Raw genomic sequence first — 23,107 nt, forward strand, 5'->3', positions numbered from 1 at the left:
CCGATAGCAATGGATGAAGGTCTGCGTTTCGCAATACGCGAAGGTGGACGTACTGTTGGTGCTGGTGTTGTTGCAAAAATTATCGAATAATACTTAATTGAGTATATAAATATGTCAGGTCAAAAAATCCGAATCCGTCTTAAGTCGTTCGATCATAAGTTAATTGATCGTTCTGCTGGAGAAATAGTAGAAACTGCGAAACGTACTGGTGCTCGTGTAAAGGGTCCTATTCCGCTTCCAACAAGAAAAGAAAGATTTACAATTCTTGTTTCTCCGCATGTTAATAAAGATGCTAGAGATCAATATGAAATTAGAACGCATAAACGTCTAATGGATATAGTTGAGCCAACTGATCGTACGGTTGATGCTTTGATGAAGCTGGATCTTGCAACTGGTGTAGATGTACAAATCAAGCTTTTATAGTGTATTAAAGGGGATTCTCTAGATTCTTTTGCTGTCTTTCTTTTATAGTTTAAAAAATATAATTAAAAATAGTTTTTAGAGTTCCCTATACTAGATTTATCTGGCATAATGCGCGGCTTTCTTCGGCTCGATACTTTTTTGTATCGGGCCGATTTTTTCCAAAAAATATCTTCTGATGTTGTTTAGATACAAGCATCAGTTTAAAGTTTTAATGAGGTGGCCAAATGGCAATCAGTCTACTGGGTTCTAAAGTAGGAATGACCCGGATATACAATGAAGATGGTAGTGCAACACCTGTGACGGTTTTGCAAATGACACCAAACCGAATCTCTCAACTTAAGACAGTTGAGACTGATGGTTATAATGCTGTTCAGTTAACGGCGGGTGTTAAAAAAGCTTCAAAGGTAAATAAGCCTGGTTCTGGGCATTTTGCAAAAGCATCTATTGAGTCTGGCATATTGACTCGTGAATCACGTGTTGATTCAGTCGAGGGTTATGAGGTTGGTTCAGAATTAACTCTAGAGTTATTTGAAGCAGGTCAGAAAGTAGATGTTACTGGTACTACAATCGGTAAAGGTTTTGCTGGTGTACTAAAGAGATATAACTTTGCTGGTAAAGATGCTACTCACGGTAACTCTATAAATCATAGAACCCCAGGCTCTATTGGTCAAAACCAAACTCCGGGTCGAGTATTTAAAGGCAAGAAAATGTCTGGTCATATGGGTGCGGTTAAGCAGACAACTCAAAACCTTACTGTAGTAAGTATTGATTTGGAAAGTAATTTGATGTTGGTTAAAGGTGCGGTACCAGGTTCTCGTGGCGGTAATGTGCTTGTGAAACCAGCTGTTAAGGTTTAGTTCTTATGAAATTAAAAAGTATAGAAGGCAAAGCAGTTGAATTAGATGATTCTGTTTTTGCAAGTGAATATAATGAGACCTTGGTTCATCAGGCTGTCGTTGCATATATGAGTGCTGGTCGTGCTGGTACAAAAGCACAGAAAACCCGTTCTGATGTTAGTGGTGGTGGTGCTAAGCCATGGCGTCAAAAAGGAACTGGTCGAGCAAGAGCGGGGACATCACGTGGGCCAATCTGGCGCGGCGGTGGTGCTACATTCGCAGCAAGACCTAGAGATCATTCAAAAAAGCTTAATAAGAAAATGTATAGAGCTGCTATGCGTTCTATTTTTTCTGAATTGGTTCGCTCAGAGTCATTGATTATTGTTGATGATTTCTCAATAGCAGAGCCTAAGACAAAAAGTATGATTGATGCTTTAGCTGGTTGGAAAGTTAGTGCAGATGCATTGTTAGTGGGAGTTGAGAATGAAGATAATGTAAGTCTTTCTTCTCGTAATATCCCTAACTGCGAATATATTGAGCTTGCTAAGTTGAATCCAGTAAGTTTGGTTTCTCATGATCATGTGGTTATGACTTCCTCAGCTGTTTCAAAAGTTCAGGAGTGGTTATCATGATTAGTAAAGCAGAAGAAAGATTATACCAAGTACTTTTTGGTCCTCATGTTACAGAAAAAGCTGTTTCTGGTAATGAGTCAAATACGCATGTTTTTAAGGTTGCTACTACTGCAACTAAAGGTGAGATAAAGACTGCTGTTGAAACTCTTTTTGAGGTAGAAGTTGCTGATGTTCGCTCTGTGAATGTTAAAGGGAAGAGCAAAAACTTCGGAAAAAGAAAAGGTTCTAGAAAAGATTGGAAAAAAGCTTATGTCAGATTGGCAGAAGGCTCTACTCTTAATGTTGAAGCTGAGGGTTAAGACATGGCTATCTTGAAAATGAAACCAACCTCTCCTGGTCGTCGTCATCAGGTTAGAGTTATAAATAATGAATTACATAAGGGGAGTCCTTGTAAAGCTCTTCTTGAGAAAAAAAGCAAATCTGGTGGACGTAACAATAATGGCCGTATCACTACGCGTCATATTGGTGGCGGTCACAAGCAGCATTACCGTCTTATTGATTTTAAGCGTAATAAAGATGGTATTTCTGCTGAAGTAGAAACTATTGAATATGATCCAAATAGAACAGCTAATATTGCTCTTTTGAAATATGCTGATGGTGAAAGAAGATATATTATAGCTCCTAAAGGTTTGAAGGCTGGTGGATCTGTAATGTCAGGTTCTGAGTCAACAATCGCACCAGGAAACACTCTGGATCTAAAAGATATCCCTGTTGGTACGGTAATTCATTGTATTGAATTAAAGCCAGGAAAAGGGGCTCAAATTGCTCGTAGTGCGGGTACATCTGCTCAATTGGTTGCTCGTGAAGGTAGATACTCAACATTAAGATTGCGCTCTGGTGAGATGAGAAAAGTTCTATCTGTTTGTCGTGCGACAATTGGTGAGGTTAGTAATTCTGAGCATAGCTTGGTAAAGCTTGGTAAAGCTGGTGCAAGTCGTCATCGTGGTGTTAGACCAACGGTTCGTGGTGTAGTTATGAATCCGGTAGATCATCCGCATGGTGGTGGTGAAGGTAAGACTTCTGGTGGTAGACATCCTGTCTCTCCTTGGGGTACGCCAACTAAAGGCTTTAAAACACGTAAAAATAAACGTACAGATAATCTTATCGTACGTCGTAGAAACAAGAGGTAATTGAAGTGCCACGTTCATTAAAAAAAGGCCCATTTATTGATCATCATTTGATGGCAAAAGTATTGAAAGCTGTAGATGCTGGAGACCGTAAGCCGATTAAAACATGGTCTAGACGTTCAATGATTGTTCCGGATATGGTTGGTTTGACTATTGCGATTCATAATGGTCGTCAACATGTTCCGGTACTAGTTAATGAGCATATGGTTGGTCATAAGTTAGGCGAGTTTTCTCCTACTAGAATGTTTCGTGGTCACGTTGCCGACAAGTCGTCAAGATAATAGGCGTTAGGATTTTATAATGGAAGTTAAAGCAAAATTAAAGTTCGCACGAATCTCTCCTCAAAAGGCTAGATTGGTAGCGGATCAAGTTCGCGGAATGCCTGTTGAAAATGCTCTTGAGGTTTTATCCTTCAGTCAGAAGAAAGCGGCTGCAATGGTGAAGAAAATTCTTGATTCGGCAATAGCTAATGCAGAACATAATGAAGGAGCGGATATAGATGATTTAACAATCACTCAAGTGATGGTTGATCAAGCTCCTACAATGAAGCGTATACGTCCTCGTGCTAAAGGTCGTGCTAATAGAATTTTAAAACGAACAAGTCATATTACTTTGTTTGTTGGCGATGGTGAGGTTAAATAATGGGACAGAAAATACATCCAATTGGGTTTCGTCTTGGTATCGCTGCAGATTGGCGTTCTAAATGGTACGCCGAAGGTAAAGAGTATGCAGAATTTTTGCATAAGGATTTGGAAGTAAGAGCTTCTATAGAGAAAAAACTTAAGCATGCATCAGTAAGTCGTATTCAAATTGAACGTCCAGCTAAGTCAGCTTTCGTGACAATTCATACGGCAAGACCTGGTGTTGTTATTGGTAAGAAGGGTGAAGATATAGAGCGCCTACGTACTGATACGGCTAAAATGATGGGTTTACATCCAAATAACGTTAAAGTAAATATCGAAGAAATACGTAAGCCAGAGTTAGATGCAAAATTAGTTGCAGAAAGTATTGCTAATCAGCTAGAAAGACGTATTATGTTCCGCCGCGCCATGAAGAGAGCAGTTGGTAATGCAATGCGACTTGGTGCGCTGGGAATCAAGATTAGTTGTGGTGGCCGTTTGAATGGTGCTGATATCGCAAGAACAGAGTGGTATCGAGAAGGTCGAGTGCCTTTACACACGATGCGTGCTGATATTGACTATTCTACTGCTAAAGCACATACAACTTATGGTGTTATTGGTATTAAGGTCTGGATCTATAAAGGTGATGTTTTCGATCTAGAGCAAAAACAATCAAATTCTGCTGCCCCTGCTGGCAAAAAGAAGAGATAGAGGTCTGAGATGTTACAGCCTAAAAGAACAAAATTTCGTAAACAGTTTAAAGGTAGAAATCGTGGCCTTGCAACTGTTGGAAGTAAAGTAAGCTTTGGAGAATATGGTCTTAAAGCAGTTGGTCGTGGTCGTTTAACGGCTAGACAGATTGAAGCTGCTAGACGAGCCATGACTCGCCACATCAAACGTGGTGGTAAGATTTGGATACGTGTTTTTCCAGATAAGCCTATTACAAGTAAGCCATTAGAAGTTCGAATGGGTAAAGGTAAGGGTAATGTAGAGTACTGGGTATGTTTAATTCAACCTGGAAGAGTGCTTTATGAAATGGAAGGTGTTTCCGAAGAACTAGCAAGAGAAGCATTTGCTTTGGCGGCTGCTAAACTACCTATTAAGACAGTATTTGTCACTAGGACGGTGATGTGATGAAAGCGAATGAAATTCGAAAGAAAAATACAGAAGAACTTTCTACAGAACTATTAGAAAGTCTTAAAGAGCAATTTGTTTTAAGAATGCAAAGAGCGAGTGGTCAACTTAATCGTCCTTCTGAGATGAAAAAAGTACGCCGTAAAATTGCTAGAATTAAAACAATTATGAATGAGATGCAGTCAACAGGTGCAGGTGAGTAGTATGTCGGAAACAGCTAAAGTTGAGCATAGCGTAACTGGTAAAGTCGTTAGCAATAAAATGGACAAAAGTATTGTCGTATTGGGTGAAAGAAAAGTTAAGCATCCTCTTTACGGTAAGTTCATTCGCAGATCAACTAAATACCATGCGCATGATGCTAATAATGAGTGCAATATTGGTGACACTGTAGAAATTAAAGAGTGTCGTCCACTGTCTAAGACCAAGTCTTGGACTTTAGTTAAAGTGCTACAAAAAACTGCTTCTTAAGAAAGCATATATCGGTATATTACAATGATTCAAATGCAAACAAATTTAGATATCGCGGACAACAGTGGTGCTAGAAGAGTACAGTGTATAAAAGTACTTGGTGGCTCTCATCGTAGATATGCAGGTATTGGTGATATTATTAAAGTAAGTATTAAAGAAGCTATTCCACGTGGCAAAGTTAAAAAAGGTGATGTGTACACTGCTGTAGTAGTGAGAACTGCTAAAGGTGTTAGAAGAAAGGATGGTTCAACAATCCGTTTTGATAATAACTCTGCTGTGCTGCTTAATGCCAAACTAGAGCCTATTGGTACTAGAATCTTTGGACCTGTAACACGTGAGCTTCGTGATAAGAATTTCATGAAGATCATTTCTTTGGCTCCTGAAGTTTTATAAAGGTTACCTCATGAATAAGATAGTTAAAAACGACCAAATAGTAATAGTATCAGGTAAAGATAAAGGAAGACGTGCTAACGTTTCTCAAGTTCTTGATAATGGTAAATTACTTATACAAGGTCTTAACCTAGCAAAGAAACACCAAAAAGGAAATCCACAAGCTGGAATACCTGGTGGAATAATTGAAAAGGAAATGCCAGTTGATGCGTCTAACGTTATGTTAGTTAATCCAGCAACTGACAAAGCAGATCGCGTAGGTTTTAAAATACTTGAAGATGGAAAAAAAGTACGTTGTTTCAAGTCTAATGGTGAAGTTGTTAGTTAATTAATAATTTAATTGATTAATAAATAGAATTTAAAGGTATTAAGATGTCTAGATTGCAGGATTTTTATCAGGAAACGGTAGTAAAAGAACTTACTGAAAAGTTTTCTTATAAGAATGTAATGGAAGTCCCTAAGATCACTATGATCTCGTTAAATATGGGTTTAGGTGATGCTGTTGGTGATAAGAAAATAGTAGAATTTGCTGTTTCTGATATGACTAAGATTAGTGGTCAAAAGCCAGTAGTGACTATTTCTAGAAAGTCTATTGCCGGATTTAAGATTCGTGATAATTGGCCGATTGGATGTAAAGTTAATTTACGTCGTAGCCATATGTATGAATTCTTGGATCGTTTGATTAATATTTCTATTCCTCGTGTAAGAGATTTCCGTGGAATGAATCCAAAGTCTTTTGATGGGCGTGGTAACTATAGTATGGGATTTAATGAACAAATCATTTTCCCTGAAATAGATTATGATAAAATCGATAAGCTTCGTGGTTTAGATATTGCAATCACGACTACTGCAAAAACCGATGAGGAAGGAAGAGCTTTATTAGAAGCTTTCAACTTCCCATTTAAGAAAAAGTAAATACAGGATAGTTTAAATAATGGCTAAGAAATCAATGATAGCGCGTGAAGCAAAACGTACTAAGTTAGTTGCTAAATATGCTAAGAAAAGAGCTGCATTAAAAGAGATTATCCGTTCACCTATGAGTAGTTTCGAAGAGGTGATGGCAGCAACTGATTCACTTCAGAGATTACCTCGAAATAGTTCAAAGGTTAGGCAGCGTAATCGTTGTGTAATTACTGGTAGACCACATGGTGTTTATAGTAAATTTGGTCTTTGTAGAAATAAATTAAGAGAGTCTGCTATGGAAGGTGATCTTCCTGGTTTGACCAAAGCTAGTTGGTAAGGAGTACGTATCATGAGTATGAGTGATCCTATCGCAGATATGTTGACACGTATTAGAAATGGACAAAGAGCAAATAAGGTAGATGTTCAATTTTCAGCTTCTAATAAAAAATCAGCAATCTTAGATGTTTTAAAAGATGAAGGTTATATTGCTGGTTATGAAACAGCTGAAGTAGAAGGTAAGCCTGTTACTACTGTTGTTCTAAAATATTTTCAGGGTGAGCCTGTAATAAATACCTTAAAAAGAATTAGTCGTCCTGGGCTTAGAATTTTTAAAGGCAAAGAAGATTTGCCAAGTGTTATGTCTGGATTAGGTGTTGCAATTGTTTCTACGTCAAAAGGTGTTATGAGTGGTCGAGCAGCAAAAGCTGTTGGTCATGGTGGCGAAGTTCTTTGTATAGTTGAATAAGCGGTAGTAAATTATGTCTAGAATAGCAAGTATGCCGATTGATTTGCCTTCAGGTGTTGAAGCAAAAATCGATGGTCAGAATATTAATATCAAAGGTGCTAAAGGTACGTTTGATTATACTTTGAATAATCACGTTGAAATTATCCAAGAGGGTAGTCAACTATTAGTTAAGCCAAAGAACGAAAGCATCAAAAAACACTGGGCAATGGCTGGAACCATGAGAGCAATTACTTTCAATATGGTTACAGGTGTTAGCGAAGGTTTTGAGAAAAAGCTTGAATTAGTTGGTGTTGGTTATAGAGCTCAAGCACAAGGTAATAAGTTAAATCTTACACTTGGTTTTTCACACCCTGTTGTACATGATATTCCAGAAGGTGTAACAGTTGAGACTCCTAGTCAGACAGAAATCATCATACGTGGTATTGATAAGCAGGTAATTGGTCAAACAGCTGCCGAAATTAGATCTTACCGCCCACCAGAGCCTTACAAAGGTAAGGGTGTTAAGTACGCAGATGAAAGAATTATTCGTAAAGAAGCTAAGAAAACCTAAGGTAATTTTAAGATGAGTAAAAGAGCAGCCAGAATTCGTCGTGGCAAACGTTCTAGAATGAAAATGCGCGAGTTAGGTGCGACACGTCTTTCTATTTATAGAAGTTCTCGTCATATCTACGCACAGGTTATTTCTGAAGATAACAAAATAATCGCTTCAGCATCGACAGTTGAAAAAGTTATGCGTGATGATCTTGATTATACAGGTAACGCAGCTGCAGCTTCAGCAATAGGTAAATTAGTTGCTGAGCGTGCTAAAGAAAAAGGTGTAGAGTCTGTAGCGTTTGATCGTTCAGGTTTTAAATATCATGGTCGTGTTAAAGCGTTAGCAGAAGCAGCACGTGAAGCAGGATTACAGTTCTAAAGGTTAAGACAATGGCTAGATCAGATAATACAGAAAAGGCAACAGATGGCCTTCAGGAAAAACTAGTTCACGTTAATCGTGTTGCTAAAGTTGTAAAAGGTGGCCGTGTTTTTGGTTTCACAGCATTGGCAGTAGTTGGTGATGGAAACGGAAAAATTGGCTTTGGTTACGGTAAAGCTCGTGAAGTTCCTGTAGCTATTCAAAAAGCTATGGAAAAAGCACGCAAGAACATCGTAAATGTGGCATTGGTTGATGACACGTTACAATATGAAGTTAATGCTAGACATGGTGCTGCACATGTTTTCATGAAGCCTGCATCTGATGGTACTGGTATCATCGCTGGTGGTGCAATGCGTGCTGTATTTGAAGTTGTTGGTGTTAAAAACGTTTTAGCAAAATGTGTAGGATCTAGAAATCCTATCAACGTTGTTCGTGCAACTATAAAAGGTTTGGCTGATATGAATTCACCAGAACTAGTTGCGGCTAAACGTGGCAAGACAGTAGAAGAGATTAGAGGTTAAAAATGGCTGCTACTAAAGAACTAAAGCTTACAATGTATCGTAGTATGAATGGTAGATTGAAAGCTCATAAATCTTGTGCTCGAGGCTTAGGAATCAGAAAAATGCATAACAGTGTAATTGTATCTGATACACCTGAAAATCGTGGAATGATTAATAAAATTTCTTACATGCTACATGTAGAGGAAGTTTAGATGAAACTTAATACATTAAAACCAGGAGAAGGCAGCGTTTCTAATCGTAAACGTGTCGGTCGTGGTATCGGTAGTGGTTGGGGTAAGACTTGTGCTCGCGGTCATAAAGGTCAAAAATCACGCTCTGGTGGATTCCACAAAGTAGGTTTTGAAGGTGGTCAGATGCCACTTCAGAGACGTTTGCCAAAAGTTGGTTTTACATCTCGTGTAGGTCGTGTTTCTGCTGAAATTCGTTTACATGAACTAGCTGCTGTAGAAGCAGATGTAATTGATCTTGATTCACTAAAAGAAGCTAACCTTATCAATAAGAGCATACTTAATGTAAAAGTTATGTTATCTGGTGAGCTAAATAAACCTGTTACGTTGAAAGGTATTAAAGTTAGTAAAGGTGCTTTAAAAGCTATTGAAGCTGCAGGCGGAAAAGTCGAAGACTAACAGGGGTTAATAAAGTGGCAACAAAAAACGCTACAGGAATGCTTTCGGGTGTTGGCAATATAGCAGAAATCAAACAAAGGCTTGCCTTTGTTTTTTTCGCTTTGATTGTATATAGAATTGGTACATTTATTCCGATTCCAGGAGTTAATCCAGCAGCGTTACAGTCATTTTTTGACCAGAATTCAGGAACCATATTAGGAGTTTTTAATATGTTTTCTGGCGGTGCTTTGGAGCGACTAAGTGTTTTTGCTTTAGGTATCATGCCGTACATATCTGCATCTATTATCGTGCAGTTAATGACACATGTTGTGCCGACATTAAAGCAATTAAAAAATGAAGGTGAATCTGGTAAAAGAAAGATTACCCAATACACAAGATATGGAACAGTTGGTTTGGCTCTTTTCCAAAGTATTGGTATCTCTATGGCTCTTGGTGGTCAGGATTTAGGTGGTGGTCAAACAATCGCGTTAAATCCTGGTTTAGGTTTTACTATTACCACCGTTGTCTCACTTGTAACTGGTACTTTGTTTTTAATGTGGTTGGGTGAGCAAATTACTGAACGTGGTATTGGTAATGGTATTTCGCTTATTATATTTGCTGGTATTGTTGCAGGTTTACCTACAGCAATAGGTGGAACTCTTGAGTTAGCTCGTAATGGTGAGCTTTCTCCAGCTTTCGTAATTATATTATTAGCGTTAGCAGTTTTAGTAACAGCATTTATTGTTTTTGTTGAAAGAGGGCAAAGACGAATTACTGTTAACTATGCAAATAGACAGCAAGGTAGAAAAATGGCTATGGGTCAATCAAGTCATCTACCTTTAAAATTAAATATGGCTGGTGTAATTCCTCCCATATTTGCATCAAGTATTATATTATTCCCTTCTAGTTTAGGGCGTTGGATATCAGATGCTAATGGAGCTGAGTGGCTTCAGGATTTTGTAACTATGGTTCAACCAGGGCAACCACTGTATGTTCTGTTTTATGCCTTAGCTATAATATTCTTTACCTTTTTCTATACTGCTTTGGTTTTCAATTCCAGAGAAACTGCAGATAATTTGAAGAAGGCAGGTGCTTTTATTCCGGGAATAAGACCAGGGAGAGAAACTGCTAAATATATTGATGGTGTAATGACACGTCTTACATCTGTCGGAGCAATCTACATAACTTTAGTATGTTTATTGCCAGAGTTTTTGATTTTAGGTTGGAATGTGCCATTTTACTTTGGTGGTACTTCGCTATTAATTATTGTGGTTGTAGTTATGGACTTCATTGCCCAGGTTCAGTCGCATATGATGTCTCATCAGTATGAAGGTTTGATGAAAAAAGCAAACTTTAAAGCTGGTGGAAAAAAGCCCAAGAAAACAAGTTAATTGTTCCTTGGTATAAGATTTAATTAGAGGTTTAACTCATGAAGGTTCGTGCATCTGTTAAAAAAATGTGCCGTAATTGTCGTACTGTAAAACGTAAAGGTATTGTACGTGTTATATGTACTGATCCACGTCATAAACAACGTCAGGGTTAATATGTTTTTTTTATTGATTAACACTGTGAATTCGGGTATTGTTGCCCGCTTTTCCAAGCAGTCAGGAGAGTTTTGATGGCTCGTATCGCGGGTATTAATATCCCTGTTAATAAGCATACTGTAATAGCATTAACATCTATTTACGGTATAGGTAGAACACGTGCAGCTAATATATGTGTTGAAGCTAAAGTAGCTCCAGCAACAAAGATTAGTGCACTTTCTGAAGACGAAATTGAACGCATTAGAAGTGCTGTCGGTAAATTCACTGTTGAAGGTGATTTGAGACGCGAAGTTTCTATGAATATCAAGAGTCTTATGGATCTAGGTTGTTTTAGAGGTGTTCGTCATCGTCGTGGATTACCACTGCGTGGACAACGTACTAAAACTAATGCTAGAACACGAAAAGGTCCAAGAAAACCAATTCGTAAGTAATTAATCGATATAGATTTTGATCTATATAAAATATTTATTTTTGTGGGTAATTAAAGATGGCAACAGCCACCAAATCACGTAAAAAAGTTAAAAAGTCGGTTAGCGATGGAATTGCACATGTGCATGCTTCTTTCAATAACACGATCATTACTATAACCGATCGTCAAGGCAACGCTTTGGCTTGGGCTACTGCTGGTGGCTCAGGATTCCGTGGGTCTCGTAAAAGTACTCCTTTTGCGGCTCAGGTTGCTGCTGAAACAGCAGGTGAAACTGCTAAGCAATTTGGTTTAAAAAACTTAGATGTTCATGTGAAAGGACCAGGTCCAGGACGAGAGTCTGCTGTTCGTGCCCTTAATAACATCGGTTATAAAATTACAAATATTATTGATGTGACACCTATTCCTCATAATGGTTGTCGTCCACCTAAAAAGCGTAGAGTGTAGTCGGAGAAAAGTAATGGCCAGATATATCGGACCTAAATGTAAGTTAATGCGTCGTGAAGGTACAGACCTTTACTTAAAAGGACGTGGACGTGCACTAGAGAATAAATGTAACTTGGAAAAAGTTCCAGGTGTTCACGGTGAGAGACGTACGCGTTTATCAGACTACGGATTACAGTTACGTGAAAAACAAAAAGTACGTCGTATATACGGTGTGCTTGAAAAGCAATTCAGAAACTATTTTAAAGAAGCTGTTCGCCTAAAGGGTTCAACTGGTGAAAATCTTCTACAGCTTTTAGAAAGTAGATTAGATAACGTCACCTATAGAATGGGTTACGGATCAACTCGCGCAGAAGCTCGTCAATTAGTTAGTCATAAATCTATACTAGTTAACGGTCAAGCAGTTAACATACCTTCATACCAAGTTAAAGCTGGTGATGTTGTGTCTGTGAGAGAGAAATCTAAAAAGCAAACAAGAATACAAGATTCTGTTTCTGTTGCCGATCAAATTGGAATTCCAGAGTGGCTTGAAGTTGATGTGAAAAAGCTTGAAGGTACTTACAAGGCAAATCCAGAACGTGAAGAATTGCCTGCAGAGATTAACGAATCGCTAATCGTGGAACTTTACTCTAAGTAAGTTTCTATAGTTAGTCTCAGATAAATTGAGGTTTATATTTTGTCGAAAACAACAGATTTATTGAAGCCACGTAATATCCAGGTCAAGGATCTGGGTAATCATACGTCGAAGATTGTACTTGAGCCACTCGAAAGAGGGTTCGGTCATACGTTGGGTAATGCTCTTCGTAGAATTCTTTTGTCGTCTGTGCCTGGTTGTGCTGTAACAGAAGTTAAGATCACGGGTGTTGATCATGAGTACACAGCTCTTGATGGTGTTCAGGAAGATGTAGTTGATATTCTTCTTAATATGAAGAAGTTAGCATTTCGTTTGAATACTAAAGAAGAAGTATCACTTGATCTTAGAAAGCAAGGTCCTGGTGTTATTACAGCTGGTGATATTCAACTAGATCATGACGTTGAAATTGTTGATCCGGATGCTGTTATCGCAACTCTAACTACGGATAGAGAACTAGAGATGACGATCAAAGTCGAGAAAGGAAGAGGTTATCAGCCTGCTCCAGTTCGTCGTGGTCCGGATTCTCCAGAGCTACCTTTAGGAACATTAGTATTAGATGCGTCTTTTAGTCCTGTAGTGCGTGTTTCATACGATGTTGACAGTGCTCGTGTAGAAAATAGAACTGACCTTGATAAATTAATTATTGAGCTACAGTCTGATGGTTCTATCGATGCTGAAGAAACAATCAGTGATGCAGCAACTATATTGCATGAGCAATTAGCAGTATTCTTTGATCTTACTATTATCGAGCCAGAGCCAGAAGTTGAGCCAGAGCCTGAGATAGATCCTGTTCTTCTTCGTCCGGTTGATGATTTAGAGCTTACTGTAAGATCAGCTAATTGTCTTAAAGCTGAACAGGTTTACTACATTGGTGATCTAGTACAGAAAACTGAAGTAGAACTTCTAAAAACACCTAATTTAGGTAAGAAGTCTTTAACAGAAATCAAAGATATCCTTGCATCTCATGGTTTGACGCTTGGCGCTCGTTTAGAAAACTGGCCTCCTGCTTCAATTGAGACTAAGGATGTAAGAGTTGGTTAATTCGATTTGATCGAATAATTAACTAAATAGAAACAAAAATTTAAGGTTTACAACATGCGTCATCATAAAATAGGCAGACAACTTAGCCGTAACAGTAGTCACCGTAAAGCAACATTGCAGAGCTTATCTACTGCTCTAATTAAGCATGGAGCTATCAAAACAACTGTTGCTAAGGCAAAAGAATTGCGTCGCGTAGCTGAGCCATTAGTTACACGAGCTAAAGAAGATTCAGTTCACAACCGTCGTACTGCATTTGCAAGATTGCGAGACGATGAGTGTGTAGGTATCTTATTCAATGAATTAGGTCCTCGCTATAAAGAGCGTCCTGGTGGATACACTCGCATTATTAAGTGTGGATACCGAGCAGGTGATAATGCGCCAATGGCTTACATTGAATTTGTTGATCGTCCTGAAGCTGCTGAGTAATTAGTATCTTATAAACATAAAAAAAGCCGAGTTTATCTCGGCTTTTTTTATGTTATTTCAATTGGTAAAATCTTTTCGCCAAATGTAGTTAGTTGTATTAGTTTCTTTCTGGGCGACTGTTCGTTAAATAGTTTGAATTTCATGCCACACCAGCTCTCCAATTCTAACAAGCAACTTATAACGCTTTCTTCTGGTATATCAGATAGAACATCAACGTACTCATAACCTGTGTCAACATATAAAAAACAATAGCTACCACCATGTAATAAGCATAAGCGTCTTATAGTTTCTTTATTTGGGGTAGTTGTTAGCCATAGATATAACTTCTTGCTGTTTGATTTTCGTCATTGACTGGTATTGATTAAAAGCTACACTGTTCGCCTCTAATTTAACAAGTATACGATAATGCCATTAGCAAACACTAAAACTGTTAGCGCTGAACAGTCAAAGAAAAACGCACGGTTATTTCATTATGGAAATATATTATCCATAGCAATTCCATTTCCATTATTTATATTTTGGTTTGGTGCATCTATGTTTGTTTATGCGTTATATAGGCATCATCCTAACCCAAGGGTTGGTTATTATACGCAAAAGGGTGCATATTATTTTTATGCGTTAGCAGGCTTTTTAGTGGTTATTCTTACATTTGCACCAAGGGTGTTATTTGAAGATATTCGTTATGCGCTATTATTGTGGGGATTGTGTGCATTAGTTTTGATTCCTTTGTCTATTAAAGAGATAATGCAGATCAATCGTGAAGATTGGAAAGATACTGAGTACAAAGATAATACAAGGAATACATAGGTAATAAATGATGGTCGAAGTACGTAATAACTGGAACACTGAAGATATAGAAGCATTATTCGACTTACCGTTTAATGATTTGATGTGTAAATCTCACTCGATACACAGAGAATGTTTCAATCCTAATGAGGTTCAGATTAGTACTTTGTTAAGTATTAAAACAGGGGCTTGTCCTGAAGATTGTTCTTATTGCTCACAAAGTTCAAAAAATGACACCGGTTTAGAGCGTGAGAGATTATTGCCTATATCTGAAGTCGTTGAAGCAGCTACTGAAGCTAAAAACAATGGCGCAACTCGTTTTTGTATGGGAGCAGCATGGCGTAACCCAACAGATAAGAGTCTTGATCATGTCATCGAGATGATCAAAACAGTAAAAGACATGGGGATGGAGACTTGTGTAACGCTTGGTATGTTAAAAGAACAACAAGCTCAAAAATTAAAAGAGGTTGGTTTAGATTACTATAACCATAATCTCGATACATCTCCTGAATTTTACGGCACCGTGATTTCAACGCGTACCTATCAGGATCGTTTAGATACTTTAGAACATGTTCGTAATGCCGGAATCAATGTATGTTCTGGTGGCATTTTAGGAATGGGTGAGACCCGCAGAGATCGCGCAAGACTTTTGCAAGAACTTGCTAATCTGCCTCAACATCCTGAGTCTGTGCCTATTAATGATCTGGTTCAGGTTAAAGGTACTCCTTTAGATGGTATTGATAAACTAGATCCATTTGAATTTATTCGTACTATCGCTGTTGCTCGTATTATTATGCCAAAATCATATGTTCGTTTATCCGCGGGTCGAACTGAGATGAATGACGAAATGCAAGCATGGTGTTTCTTTGCTGGGGCTAACTCTATGTTCTATGGTGACAGACTGTTAACCACTGATAATCCAGAAGAAAGCCACGATCAACAATTGTTTACTCGCTTAGATATTAATCCTGAAAAAGGGATTAATAGTGAACAAGAAAACATGCCAGAAAAACAATTAGCTTAGGGTTGTTAATCACTAAGTAAATTTATTTTCATTTATAATGAAATTATGCCTAAAAGACTGTTGAAGTTGTAAATAAAAATCGGCATAATGCGTCCCTTGTTTTTAAATGCCCATGTGGGAGAAGTACATTGCCAAATATTACATCAGCTAAGAAGCGCGCACGTCAATCAGAAAACAGACGTCAGCATAATAAACACATTCGTTCTGGTATGCGCACAACCGTTAAGAACGTTCTATACGCTATTGAAGCTGGTGATAAAGAAAAGGCTCAAGCAGCTTTCAAAGAAGCTGTGCCTGCTATCGACTCTAGCGTTAACAAAGGCATTATTCATAAGAATAAAGCTGCAAGATCTAAAAGCCGTTTGAATGCAAAAGTTCAAGCAATGTAAGATCTGAAAGATCCAAAAAAAGCCAGCTTTCAAGCTGGCTTTTTTTTGCATGAAATTAATAGAAAATGCCTCTAAAGTAGGGGGGTGACTTTTTGTTTTAAATCATTTGATTTAAAGTCACTAAGCTTATATCAATGCTTATAAGAATTACCCATTCCTTCAAATAATAGAAACTATTAACTATGCATTCAAGAAAATTAGGTCCGTTCACAATATCTTCACTCGGTTTGGGGTGCATGAATTATTCTATGGGTTACGGTCCAAGGCCGACTGAAGAATATTCTCACCAGCTACTCAACGAAGCGCTAGATAGTGGCTACACATTCCTTGATACTGCAGCAATGTATGGAATGGGTCATAGTGAAGAACAAATTGGTAAAGCGCTCTCACATCGTCGTTCAGAATTCACGTTGGCAAGTAAATGTGGCATTTATAAGAATGCAGAAGGTCAGACAGAAACAAATGGTCGGCCGGAAGTACTCTATAAAACCTGTGAAGACAGTCTTAAGCGATTAAACACCGATGTGATTGATCTTTATTACTTGCACCGTATAGATCCTAATATCCCCGTAGAAGAGAGTGTAGGCGCTTTAGCGCGTTTAGTTGAGCAAGGGAAGATTCGTAGTGTCGGGTTGTCAGAAGTCAGTTCTGATAGTCTCCAGCGTGCACACAATGAATATCCTATCACTGCATTGCAATCTGAATATTCATTATGGTCACGAACCCCTGAGAGAAAAGTATTGGATACCTGTCGAGAATTAGGTGTGACCTTTGTTGCGTTTTCTCCTTTGGGGCGTCAATTCTTAACGGGTAAGAGTACTGACGTCTCAACTCTGGGTGATGATAATTTTCGTGCGACTATTGCACGTCCTCGTTTTGAGCCTAAAAACTTTGCCGAAAATACTAAGTTACTTATTCCTTTCGCTGAAATTGCAGAACAAGTCGACTGTAGTATGGCGCAATTATCACTTGCCTGGCTACTTGCTAAAGGTGAGGACATTATTCCAATTCCAGGAACCAGCAACATTGATCACATGTTAGAAAATGCAGGGGCCGGTGATCTGCAACTCCCTACAGAAATCGTTGAGAAGTTAGATCAATTGATTAATGATGAAACTGTCAAAGGTGAACGTTATTCAAAAGCATTGATGGAAAGCATAGATTCAGAAAGAGATTGATTATTGTTAAGTATGAGCATCACTTAACTAATGACTGATTGATTCTGCTGATGCTTGTTCAAGATATGAGCGCGTATAATCATCTGCAGGGTAATACGATTCGATCATAATTTCCGCGGCTGTGATATCTATAGGGGTGCCAAACGAGGTTAATGTTGTGAGAAATTTCAATGTCTGTTTTCCCATACAAAAATCAACATAAATAAAAGGCTCGGATTTTCTTTCGAGTGTTGCAGATAATGCTAATTCTGCAACACCGGGATAATTCTTAAGGTTGTTTAGTATTTTGTGATGACGTCCAGGAGACTCTTGTTGTTCTTGTTGTAATCGTCTTAATGTCGTGATGGCTACTTCTTCCCAATTTTGTAAGAAAGTTTTAAATCCATTGGGTGAGAGAACTAATTCAGCGATATTCATTGAAGAGGTAAATTCTGGGAACTCAGCTCTTATTGTTTGAGTGATAAGATCGAATGCATTATTTTTTAAAATGATATTCCACTCCCAATCCAAAACTGTCAAAGGATATGGTTCTTGCTTCTCTAAAATAATTTCCAAAGTTTGTCGTAATCTCGACATTTCTGCATGATCAATAGGAGTCCGTGTGTAATGATCTGCAAAACCCGCGGCAGATAGCATTTCATTGCGATTCCTTATCGGTATATTGAGTACATCACAGAGGGTAAGGATCATCTGCTTACTCGGTTTACTACGTTCCGTTTCAATAAAACTAATGTGTTTGTTGCTTACGCCGGACTCTAAGGCTAAATCAAGTTGACTAAGTTTTTTGTGTTTACGCCAAAAACGTAATTGTTCGCCGATATTCATGGTTAGTTTGTACAAATAGAATGTTTCTAGTGATTCATATTATATGACGAAATGACTTTTATAAAATTACCTCTGAGGTAATTGTTTTGATTACCTGTCAATGAAAGAATGTATTCATCAATTTAAAAATTAATGGAGTACGCAATGACAATTTTAAGAGGTTTCCTCATGCTATCCTGGCTGTTAATTATGAGTATCACTCTATATGCCGTAACTCAGCTTGGCTTCAATTGGCCTGCGGTTTTCTTTGGTGATCTGTTTGGTAATGAATGGCGTTCTCAGTTTAATACTGATTTCCTGATACATTTGTTGTTACTTTGTGCTTGGGTTTATTGGCGGGAAGAATCCAAAGTGAAAGGTTCAATATACGGCTTTCTGAGTATTTTCATGGGGGGTATGTTTGGTTTTGCGTATTTGTTATTTCACTCATATAAATCTAAAGGAAATGTGAAAGCTTTATTGTTGGGCTCCCATAATGACGATGAATAATAAAGGCTTAAAAAGTATCTAGTCTAAACAGAATAAAATCTCTAAAGTGCATTAATGTCATTTTGATTTATTGAGATGTGAAATATTCATGATTACGTCAATTTAGTCATCAATTTAAAGATGACCAGAAATTTCTCATTCAAATTACTGGTCATCTTTTCTCACTTTGATCATCTCTAAGCAAGAGATGAAGGTAAAAACTGTTACGCCTAGACTAACCCGTAAATACTAAATTCTAGGGTATTCAATTCGTGAAGGTTAAGCTAACAGAGTTATTAAAATCTGTAATGTTTCGATATATTTACTGCGTAATAGTAACTTCTACGATTGCAGAGCCGTTATGCCCGTGATTATCATGTACGCCGTAATAGAATGAATCAGTCCCGATATAGCCAGCATCAGGTGTATAAAATACCCCGCCATCTTGTTTTACTATTGTGCCGTGCCTTGGATTGTCTACTTGATCAAGCACAAGTGCATCACCGTCGGCATCTGAATCATTACCTAATAAATCGATAAAGACAGTTGCACCTTGGGTTGTTGTGGCTGTATCTGCTGTAACTTCCGGCCAGCTATCATTGCCGTCATCAGGATCAACACTCGCTACCGTTACACCTGCAGTGCTAAGGCCGCCGTGTTGATCTGAAACGGTATACATAAACGAATGGCTGGCTACATTGCCTTGTGGATCAAAACTTATGGTGTTGTCACTATTTACATAAGCTTCACCCAATGCCGGTTGAGATACTGATACCACAGTCAAACGATCACATTCTGCATCGTAATCATTTGACAAAACATCCAGTGTAACTACGTCATAATAATTGGTTGTAGTAGAGTCTTGGGTGACATCCGGCACTGTATTTGGCGAGTGTCTTTGTGCATCTGTGCCAACATATACGATACGTGAATCACTGCTGCTATTTCCTGCGGCATCTTCAACAAAAAAGCTTTGCGTGTAGCAACCAGCAATACTGGTGTTTATATCATTGGATTCTGAGACTGAATCGCTGATGTCGCCGTCAACATCATCGATAGCTAATGCGCCCGGATCATTAAACGATTCACCTAATGCTAGCAATAAAGGTGTCGAACCGCGCATGTATAGCGTTGGGGAAGTGGTGTCATTTGGTTGGTTTGCGGTATTAACAGGGTTATTAGCACTGTTGTTTGAGCTGCTGCTACTGCCGCCTCCACCACAAGCCTGAAGTTGCAATAAAGCAACAGGGATGAGTGTGTATGACAGTAGTTTACGTAATTTCATTATTTCTTCCATTGTGTTTTTGGGGGTCTTAATAGGTATGGAAATAGGGATAAACGGTTCATTTGTCTGTACTTAATAATCATGCAAGCCTTGCATCTGCTGCGGTGAAAACCTAGACTCCATGCTTTAAAAAATACAACGAGGGGAAGACTATGCCTAAGGCAAATGAACTAAAGCGTGGAATGATTATAGAATTCGATGGCGTTCCACATGCCGTAAAGAGCGTAGACTGCAAAAGCCCATCTTCTCGTGGTGCATCAACCTATTACAAAATCCGTTATAACAATCTACAGACGGGCATGAAGCGTGATGAGTCGCATAAAGCGGAAGAGATGCTCAAAGAAGCCGATTGCCAGCGCGTTAAAGTTTCATTTTCATATATGGATGGTGATAATTATGTGTTTATGGATAACGAAGATTATTCACAACACTCCTTGAATAAAGATGATCTGGGTGACCAAGTGGGTTATATCACCGAAGGTATGGAAGAAATCACGGCCTTATTGCTCGAAGGCAATATCATCGGTGTTGTTCTGCCATCTACGGTATCTTTAGAAGTGACGGACACCGCGCCAAGGCTGAAAGGCGCAAGCGCAACAAACCGAAATAAGCCGGCTACATTAAGCACGGGAATTGAAGTGCAAGTGCCAGAATATCTGGAGACCGGTGAAATTATCAAAGTGAATACCGGAACAGGTAAGTTCATGTCTAGAGACAATGAGTGATTTGTCTCTGATTTTATATCCCGTATTTAAGCTAATGCCCTAAATGTAGAACCATCAAGAATGGCTCTATAATAAAGTATCAATAAAAAATGGCCCCTAGCTCTGCATAAATTCTATTTACGTTTTCAAAGAACGAAAACGTAATATCATTCAAAGTAGGGGGGTGACTTTAAGTTATCATTCTACTTTACATATTTAAGTGGTAATGCTCCGGTATCGACCACGCGCCGCATTACAAAGCTCGACGTTACACTGCTCACACCTGGAATAGTGGTAATGTGATTGAGTAAAAATTCCTGATACGCTTCCATGTCGGGCACCACAACTTTGATGGTGTAGTCCGCGTCCTGACCAGTAATAAGATAACACTCGATCACTTCTTCGTAGGTTTTGAGTTGGGCTTCAAACACTTCGAATTTTTTAGGCGTATGACGATCCATTCCAATTTGAATGATTGCAGTGATATCCAGCCCTAGCTTCTTACGATCCAGTAATGTCACTCTTTTTTCGATAATGCCATTCTCTTCAAGAATCTTTACCCGACGTAAACAGGGTGAAGCAGATAGTCCGATTTTTTCTGCAAGCTCCTGATTGCTTAAGCCTCCATCAATTTGTAATTCCTGAAGGATTTTAACGTCAAAAGCATCTAATTGGATTTTGGATGTCATGATTTATCTTTTATCTAGTTTAATATTGTTAATAAATAACAAAAATTGATAATAAATGCTAATTTAATGTAAATTAATGGATTATTAGCAAAGTAATTGCGCGGTTTTTTGCTTATCATTCCACTTATAGAATCTAATCAATATTAATCAGGATTAAACTGGAAATTGTTATGAAAGCTGGCTTCGACCATAAAAAATATAAACCATTCGCTCCGATCGAGATGCCTAATCGTGCATGGCCGAATCGTTCGATAACACAAGCACCAAACTGGTGTAGTGTGGATCTGCGCGATGGCAATCAGGCTTTACCGAATCCGATGAATGTCGAACAAAAAACTCGCATGTTCAAGTTATTGCTTGGATTGGGTTTCAAAGAGATTGAAGTGGGTTTCCCGTCGGCTTCGCAGGCAGATTTTGATTTTGTACGGGTTCTAATCGAAGAGAATATGATTCCGGATGACGTAACCATTCAGGTGCTAACTCAAGCGCGTGAAGATTTGATTTCGCGTAGCTACGAGGCATTGGTAGGCGTTAAACAAGCAATCGTGCACGTTTATAACTCGACTTCGTTTGTCCAACGCGAGCAAGTGTTCAGACGCGACAAGCAAGGCATTACTGATATCGCGTTGAATGGCGCGAGCTTGGTGAAGTCGTATGCTGAAAAATACCCTGAAACACAATGGATCTTTCAGTATTCTCCTGAAAGTTTTAGTCAGACAGAATTAGATTATGCGGTCGATGTGTGTAGTCAGGTAATTGATGTCTGGCAAAAGGATAATAAAGACCAGCGTGTGATTATTAATCTACCTGCAACGGTCGAGTCTGCAATGCCGAATGTGTTTGCCGATCAAATCGAGTGGTTTTGCAACAATATTCCACAACGTGACAGTATTGAAATCAGTTTGCACACGCATAATGATCGTGGTTGTGGAATCGCTGCAGCAGAAATGGGTATTTTGGCTGGTGCCGATCGTATCGAAGGAACATTGCTAGGTAATGGCGAGCGCACCGGCAATATGGATATCGTGACTATGGCGATGAATTTGTATTCGCAAGGCATCGACCCCGAATTAGATTTAAGCAATATGGCTGAAATAGTGGAGTGCGTAGAATATTGTACGCAGTTGCCTGTTCATCCGCGTCATGCATGGGCAGGAGAGTTGGTTTACACCGCGTTTTCTGGAAGTCATCAAGATGCTATTCGTAAGTCTATCGACTTCCATAATGAAAATGGACGCGAACATTGGAATGTCGCCTACTTGCCGATTGATCCTCGCGATATTGGCCGCGAATACGAAGAAGTGGTGCGTATCAATAGCCAGTCTGGCAAAGGTGGCGTGGCATTAGTATTAGAACGTGACTTTGGTATTACATTGCCCAAATGGATGCATGGCGAGTTGAGTGTATTAGTACAAGCTCACGTGGATAAAAGCGGCGAAGAAATTACACCAGCAAAAATTCATGATATTTTCCAAAACAACTTTATTCAAGTGACAGACTTATGGACACTAAGAGATTACTCGATTAAAACCAAAGAAGATTATGTGGAACTTGAATTCAATATCGGTCAAGCCCCTGCGTTTAAAGGTACGGGAAAAGGAGCATTTGAAGCACTAGTAGATGCGGTAAAAAGGCGTTCTAGTATGAATATACGTGTGCTTCACTTTGATGAGTTTGCATTGACTGAAGGAACGCGTTCAGATGCTATCGCAGCAGTTGCTATTGACGTTGAAGGTGAAAGTTATAGTGCTTGCGCGATTGATGAAGATATTACAAAAGCAGGTTTACAGGCTTTATTGTCGGCAATGGATTCTGCGGTTAAATTAGAACAACTAGCGCAGGCTGTTTAAACATAACGGCAAGGTATCGATATTAAGTAGTGATATTAAGTTCTAAAAATTACAGGCGAAAAAAACCACCCGGTAG

39 protein-coding genes are annotated in these 23,107 nt (G+C 38.7%); 36 read left to right on the forward strand and 3 right to left on the reverse strand.

Features of this window, described 5'->3' with window-relative positions; all coding sequences use genetic code 11:
- The 33 genes from Q1A31_RS12850 to Q1A31_RS13010 all read left to right on the forward strand — a co-directional run.
- The coding region (locus Q1A31_RS12850; protein ID WP_080442139.1) for an elongation factor Tu at positions 1-90 on the forward strand (90 nt) is incomplete at its 5' end.
- Positions 91-111: 21 nt separating this feature from the next.
- Positions 112-423, forward strand: coding sequence for a 30S ribosomal protein S10 (rpsJ, locus tag Q1A31_RS12855; RefSeq protein ID WP_131907291.1), 312 nt, complete (start codon positions 112-114; stop codon positions 421-423).
- Positions 424-647: 224 nt separating this feature from the next.
- On the forward strand, positions 648-1,280 hold the full coding sequence (gene rplC, locus Q1A31_RS12860; RefSeq protein ID WP_299877167.1) for a 50S ribosomal protein L3: 633 nt from the start codon (positions 648-650) through the stop codon (positions 1,278-1,280).
- A gap of 5 nt (positions 1,281-1,285) precedes the next feature.
- Positions 1,286-1,891, forward strand: coding sequence for a 50S ribosomal protein L4 (gene rplD, locus Q1A31_RS12865; RefSeq protein ID WP_299877170.1), 606 nt, complete (start codon positions 1,286-1,288; stop codon positions 1,889-1,891).
- Positions 1,888-2,190, forward strand: a complete 303-nt coding sequence (gene rplW, locus Q1A31_RS12870; protein WP_299877173.1) for a 50S ribosomal protein L23 — start codon at positions 1,888-1,890, stop codon at positions 2,188-2,190. The genes rplD and rplW overlap by 4 nt, the downstream gene beginning before the upstream one ends.
- A gap of 3 nt (positions 2,191-2,193) precedes the next feature.
- Positions 2,194-3,021, forward strand: a complete 828-nt coding sequence (gene rplB, locus Q1A31_RS12875; RefSeq protein ID WP_299877176.1) for a 50S ribosomal protein L2 — start codon at positions 2,194-2,196, stop codon at positions 3,019-3,021.
- Between the two features lie 5 nt (positions 3,022-3,026).
- Complete coding sequence (gene rpsS, locus Q1A31_RS12880; RefSeq protein WP_299877181.1) at positions 3,027-3,299, forward strand: 30S ribosomal protein S19; 273 nt, start codon at positions 3,027-3,029, stop codon at positions 3,297-3,299.
- A 19-nt stretch (positions 3,300-3,318) separates the two neighbouring features.
- Positions 3,319-3,660 (forward strand): 50S ribosomal protein L22, encoded by a 342-nt coding sequence (rplV, locus tag Q1A31_RS12885; RefSeq protein WP_299877184.1) that lies wholly within the window; start codon positions 3,319-3,321, stop codon positions 3,658-3,660.
- Positions 3,660-4,349, forward strand: coding sequence for a 30S ribosomal protein S3 (gene rpsC / locus Q1A31_RS12890; protein WP_299877187.1), 690 nt, complete (start codon positions 3,660-3,662; stop codon positions 4,347-4,349). The genes rplV and rpsC overlap by 1 nt, the downstream gene beginning before the upstream one ends.
- 9 nt (positions 4,350-4,358) lie before the next feature.
- The gene (gene rplP, locus Q1A31_RS12895; protein WP_131907283.1) at positions 4,359-4,772 is read left to right on the forward strand and encodes a 50S ribosomal protein L16; all 414 of its coding nucleotides are present in this window, start codon (positions 4,359-4,361) and stop codon (positions 4,770-4,772) included.
- A complete protein-coding gene (gene rpmC, locus Q1A31_RS12900; protein WP_131907282.1) occupies positions 4,772-4,975 on the forward strand; it encodes a 50S ribosomal protein L29 in 204 nt (67 codons plus the stop codon). The genes rplP and rpmC overlap by 1 nt, the downstream gene beginning before the upstream one ends.
- Position 4,976: 1 nt before the next feature.
- Entirely contained in the window at positions 4,977-5,240 is a 264-nt protein-coding gene (gene rpsQ, locus Q1A31_RS12905; RefSeq protein WP_299877192.1) for a 30S ribosomal protein S17, read from the forward strand.
- Positions 5,241-5,264: 24 nt separating this feature from the next.
- Entirely contained in the window at positions 5,265-5,633 is a 369-nt protein-coding gene (gene rplN / locus Q1A31_RS12910; protein WP_299877195.1) for a 50S ribosomal protein L14, read from the forward strand.
- Positions 5,634-5,643: 10 nt separating this feature from the next.
- Positions 5,644-5,958 carry a 50S ribosomal protein L24 gene (gene rplX / locus Q1A31_RS12915; protein ID WP_299877197.1) on the forward strand — a complete coding sequence of 105 codons (315 nt, stop codon included), beginning with the start codon at positions 5,644-5,646 and terminating at the stop codon, positions 5,956-5,958.
- A gap of 44 nt (positions 5,959-6,002) precedes the next feature.
- Positions 6,003-6,545: a 50S ribosomal protein L5 gene (rplE, locus tag Q1A31_RS12920; protein WP_299877200.1), complete on the forward strand. Its 543-nt coding sequence runs from the start codon at positions 6,003-6,005 to the stop codon at positions 6,543-6,545.
- A 19-nt stretch (positions 6,546-6,564) separates the two neighbouring features.
- Positions 6,565-6,870, forward strand: a complete 306-nt coding sequence (gene rpsN, locus Q1A31_RS12925; RefSeq protein WP_299877203.1) for a 30S ribosomal protein S14 — start codon at positions 6,565-6,567, stop codon at positions 6,868-6,870.
- A 12-nt stretch (positions 6,871-6,882) separates the two neighbouring features.
- Positions 6,883-7,278: a 30S ribosomal protein S8 gene (gene rpsH / locus Q1A31_RS12930; protein ID WP_299877206.1), complete on the forward strand. Its 396-nt coding sequence runs from the start codon at positions 6,883-6,885 to the stop codon at positions 7,276-7,278.
- Positions 7,279-7,291: 13 nt separating this feature from the next.
- Complete coding sequence (rplF, locus tag Q1A31_RS12935) at positions 7,292-7,828, forward strand: 50S ribosomal protein L6 (RefSeq protein ID WP_299877209.1); 537 nt, start codon at positions 7,292-7,294, stop codon at positions 7,826-7,828.
- A gap of 12 nt (positions 7,829-7,840) precedes the next feature.
- Complete coding sequence (gene rplR, locus Q1A31_RS12940; protein ID WP_299877212.1) at positions 7,841-8,191, forward strand: 50S ribosomal protein L18; 351 nt, start codon at positions 7,841-7,843, stop codon at positions 8,189-8,191.
- An 11-nt stretch (positions 8,192-8,202) separates the two neighbouring features.
- Positions 8,203-8,712, forward strand: a complete 510-nt coding sequence (gene rpsE / locus Q1A31_RS12945; protein WP_299877215.1) for a 30S ribosomal protein S5 — start codon at positions 8,203-8,205, stop codon at positions 8,710-8,712.
- A 2-nt stretch (positions 8,713-8,714) separates the two neighbouring features.
- A complete protein-coding gene (gene rpmD / locus Q1A31_RS12950) occupies positions 8,715-8,903 on the forward strand; it encodes a 50S ribosomal protein L30 (RefSeq protein ID WP_299877218.1) in 189 nt (62 codons plus the stop codon).
- Complete coding sequence (gene rplO / locus Q1A31_RS12955) at positions 8,904-9,338, forward strand: 50S ribosomal protein L15 (protein WP_299877223.1); 435 nt, start codon at positions 8,904-8,906, stop codon at positions 9,336-9,338. It abuts the gene before it with no gap.
- 38 nt (positions 9,339-9,376) lie between these two features.
- Positions 9,377-10,708 carry a preprotein translocase subunit SecY gene (gene secY / locus Q1A31_RS12960; RefSeq protein WP_299877423.1) on the forward strand — a complete coding sequence of 444 codons (1,332 nt, stop codon included), beginning with the start codon at positions 9,377-9,379 and terminating at the stop codon, positions 10,706-10,708.
- 38 nt (positions 10,709-10,746) lie between these two features.
- Complete coding sequence (rpmJ, locus tag Q1A31_RS12965) at positions 10,747-10,860, forward strand: 50S ribosomal protein L36 (RefSeq protein ID WP_131907270.1); 114 nt, start codon at positions 10,747-10,749, stop codon at positions 10,858-10,860.
- 75 nt (positions 10,861-10,935) lie between these two features.
- A complete protein-coding gene (gene rpsM / locus Q1A31_RS12970; RefSeq protein WP_299877227.1) occupies positions 10,936-11,292 on the forward strand; it encodes a 30S ribosomal protein S13 in 357 nt (118 codons plus the stop codon).
- Positions 11,293-11,348: 56 nt separating this feature from the next.
- A complete protein-coding gene (gene rpsK, locus Q1A31_RS12975) occupies positions 11,349-11,735 on the forward strand; it encodes a 30S ribosomal protein S11 (RefSeq protein ID WP_131907268.1) in 387 nt (128 codons plus the stop codon).
- Between the two features lie 13 nt (positions 11,736-11,748).
- Positions 11,749-12,369, forward strand: a complete 621-nt coding sequence (gene rpsD, locus Q1A31_RS12980) for a 30S ribosomal protein S4 (RefSeq protein WP_299877234.1) — start codon at positions 11,749-11,751, stop codon at positions 12,367-12,369.
- A gap of 36 nt (positions 12,370-12,405) precedes the next feature.
- Positions 12,406-13,407 carry a DNA-directed RNA polymerase subunit alpha gene (gene rpoA, locus Q1A31_RS12985; protein WP_131907266.1) on the forward strand — a complete coding sequence of 334 codons (1,002 nt, stop codon included), beginning with the start codon at positions 12,406-12,408 and terminating at the stop codon, positions 13,405-13,407.
- A 54-nt stretch (positions 13,408-13,461) separates the two neighbouring features.
- On the forward strand, positions 13,462-13,833 hold the full coding sequence (rplQ, locus tag Q1A31_RS12990) for a 50S ribosomal protein L17 (protein WP_131907265.1): 372 nt from the start codon (positions 13,462-13,464) through the stop codon (positions 13,831-13,833).
- Between the two features lie 405 nt (positions 13,834-14,238).
- Positions 14,239-14,640 (forward strand): hypothetical protein, encoded by a 402-nt coding sequence (locus Q1A31_RS12995; RefSeq protein ID WP_299877239.1) that lies wholly within the window; start codon positions 14,239-14,241, stop codon positions 14,638-14,640.
- Between the two features lie 10 nt (positions 14,641-14,650).
- Positions 14,651-15,643: a biotin synthase BioB gene (gene bioB / locus Q1A31_RS13000; RefSeq protein WP_299877428.1), complete on the forward strand. Its 993-nt coding sequence runs from the start codon at positions 14,651-14,653 to the stop codon at positions 15,641-15,643.
- 128 nt (positions 15,644-15,771) lie between these two features.
- Positions 15,772-16,032, forward strand: a complete 261-nt coding sequence (gene rpsT / locus Q1A31_RS13005; protein ID WP_299877242.1) for a 30S ribosomal protein S20 — start codon at positions 15,772-15,774, stop codon at positions 16,030-16,032.
- 182 nt (positions 16,033-16,214) lie between these two features.
- Positions 16,215-17,210 (forward strand): aldo/keto reductase, encoded by a 996-nt coding sequence (locus Q1A31_RS13010; RefSeq protein WP_299877244.1) that lies wholly within the window; start codon positions 16,215-16,217, stop codon positions 17,208-17,210.
- A gap of 27 nt (positions 17,211-17,237) precedes the next feature.
- Here the strand turns inward: Q1A31_RS13010 and Q1A31_RS13015 are convergent, their stop codons facing one another.
- Positions 17,238-18,035: a helix-turn-helix domain-containing protein gene (locus Q1A31_RS13015; RefSeq protein ID WP_299877247.1), complete on the reverse strand. Its 798-nt coding sequence runs from the start codon at positions 18,033-18,035 to the stop codon at positions 17,238-17,240.
- Between the two features lie 144 nt (positions 18,036-18,179).
- Here Q1A31_RS13015 and Q1A31_RS13020 point away from each other — a divergent pair, with 144 nt between their 5' ends.
- On the forward strand, positions 18,180-18,524 hold the full coding sequence (locus tag Q1A31_RS13020; RefSeq protein WP_299877250.1) for a hypothetical protein: 345 nt from the start codon (positions 18,180-18,182) through the stop codon (positions 18,522-18,524).
- A gap of 301 nt (positions 18,525-18,825) precedes the next feature.
- On the opposite strand, the gene Q1A31_RS13025 is transcribed toward Q1A31_RS13020, so the two are convergent.
- Complete coding sequence (locus tag Q1A31_RS13025) at positions 18,826-19,788, reverse strand: cadherin-like domain-containing protein (RefSeq protein ID WP_299877253.1); 963 nt, start codon at positions 19,786-19,788, stop codon at positions 18,826-18,828.
- A gap of 152 nt (positions 19,789-19,940) precedes the next feature.
- On the opposite strand from Q1A31_RS13025, the gene yeiP reads away from it, so the two are divergent.
- The gene (yeiP, locus tag Q1A31_RS13030) at positions 19,941-20,513 is read left to right on the forward strand and encodes an elongation factor P-like protein YeiP (protein WP_299877256.1); all 573 of its coding nucleotides are present in this window, start codon (positions 19,941-19,943) and stop codon (positions 20,511-20,513) included.
- Positions 20,514-20,695: 182 nt separating this feature from the next.
- Here the strand turns inward: yeiP and Q1A31_RS13035 are convergent, their stop codons facing one another.
- Positions 20,696-21,181, reverse strand: coding sequence for an Lrp/AsnC family transcriptional regulator (locus Q1A31_RS13035; protein ID WP_131903927.1), 486 nt, complete (start codon positions 21,179-21,181; stop codon positions 20,696-20,698).
- A gap of 170 nt (positions 21,182-21,351) precedes the next feature.
- On the opposite strand from Q1A31_RS13035, the gene Q1A31_RS13040 reads away from it, so the two are divergent.
- The gene (locus Q1A31_RS13040) at positions 21,352-23,031 is read left to right on the forward strand and encodes a 2-isopropylmalate synthase (RefSeq protein ID WP_299877261.1); all 1,680 of its coding nucleotides are present in this window, start codon (positions 21,352-21,354) and stop codon (positions 23,029-23,031) included.
- The last annotated feature ends 76 nt before the right edge of the window (positions 23,032-23,107 follow it).

Origin of the sequence: uncultured Cocleimonas sp., assembly GCF_947495625.1 — a bacterium.
Classification (GTDB): Bacteria; Pseudomonadota; Gammaproteobacteria; order Thiotrichales; family Thiotrichaceae; genus Cocleimonas.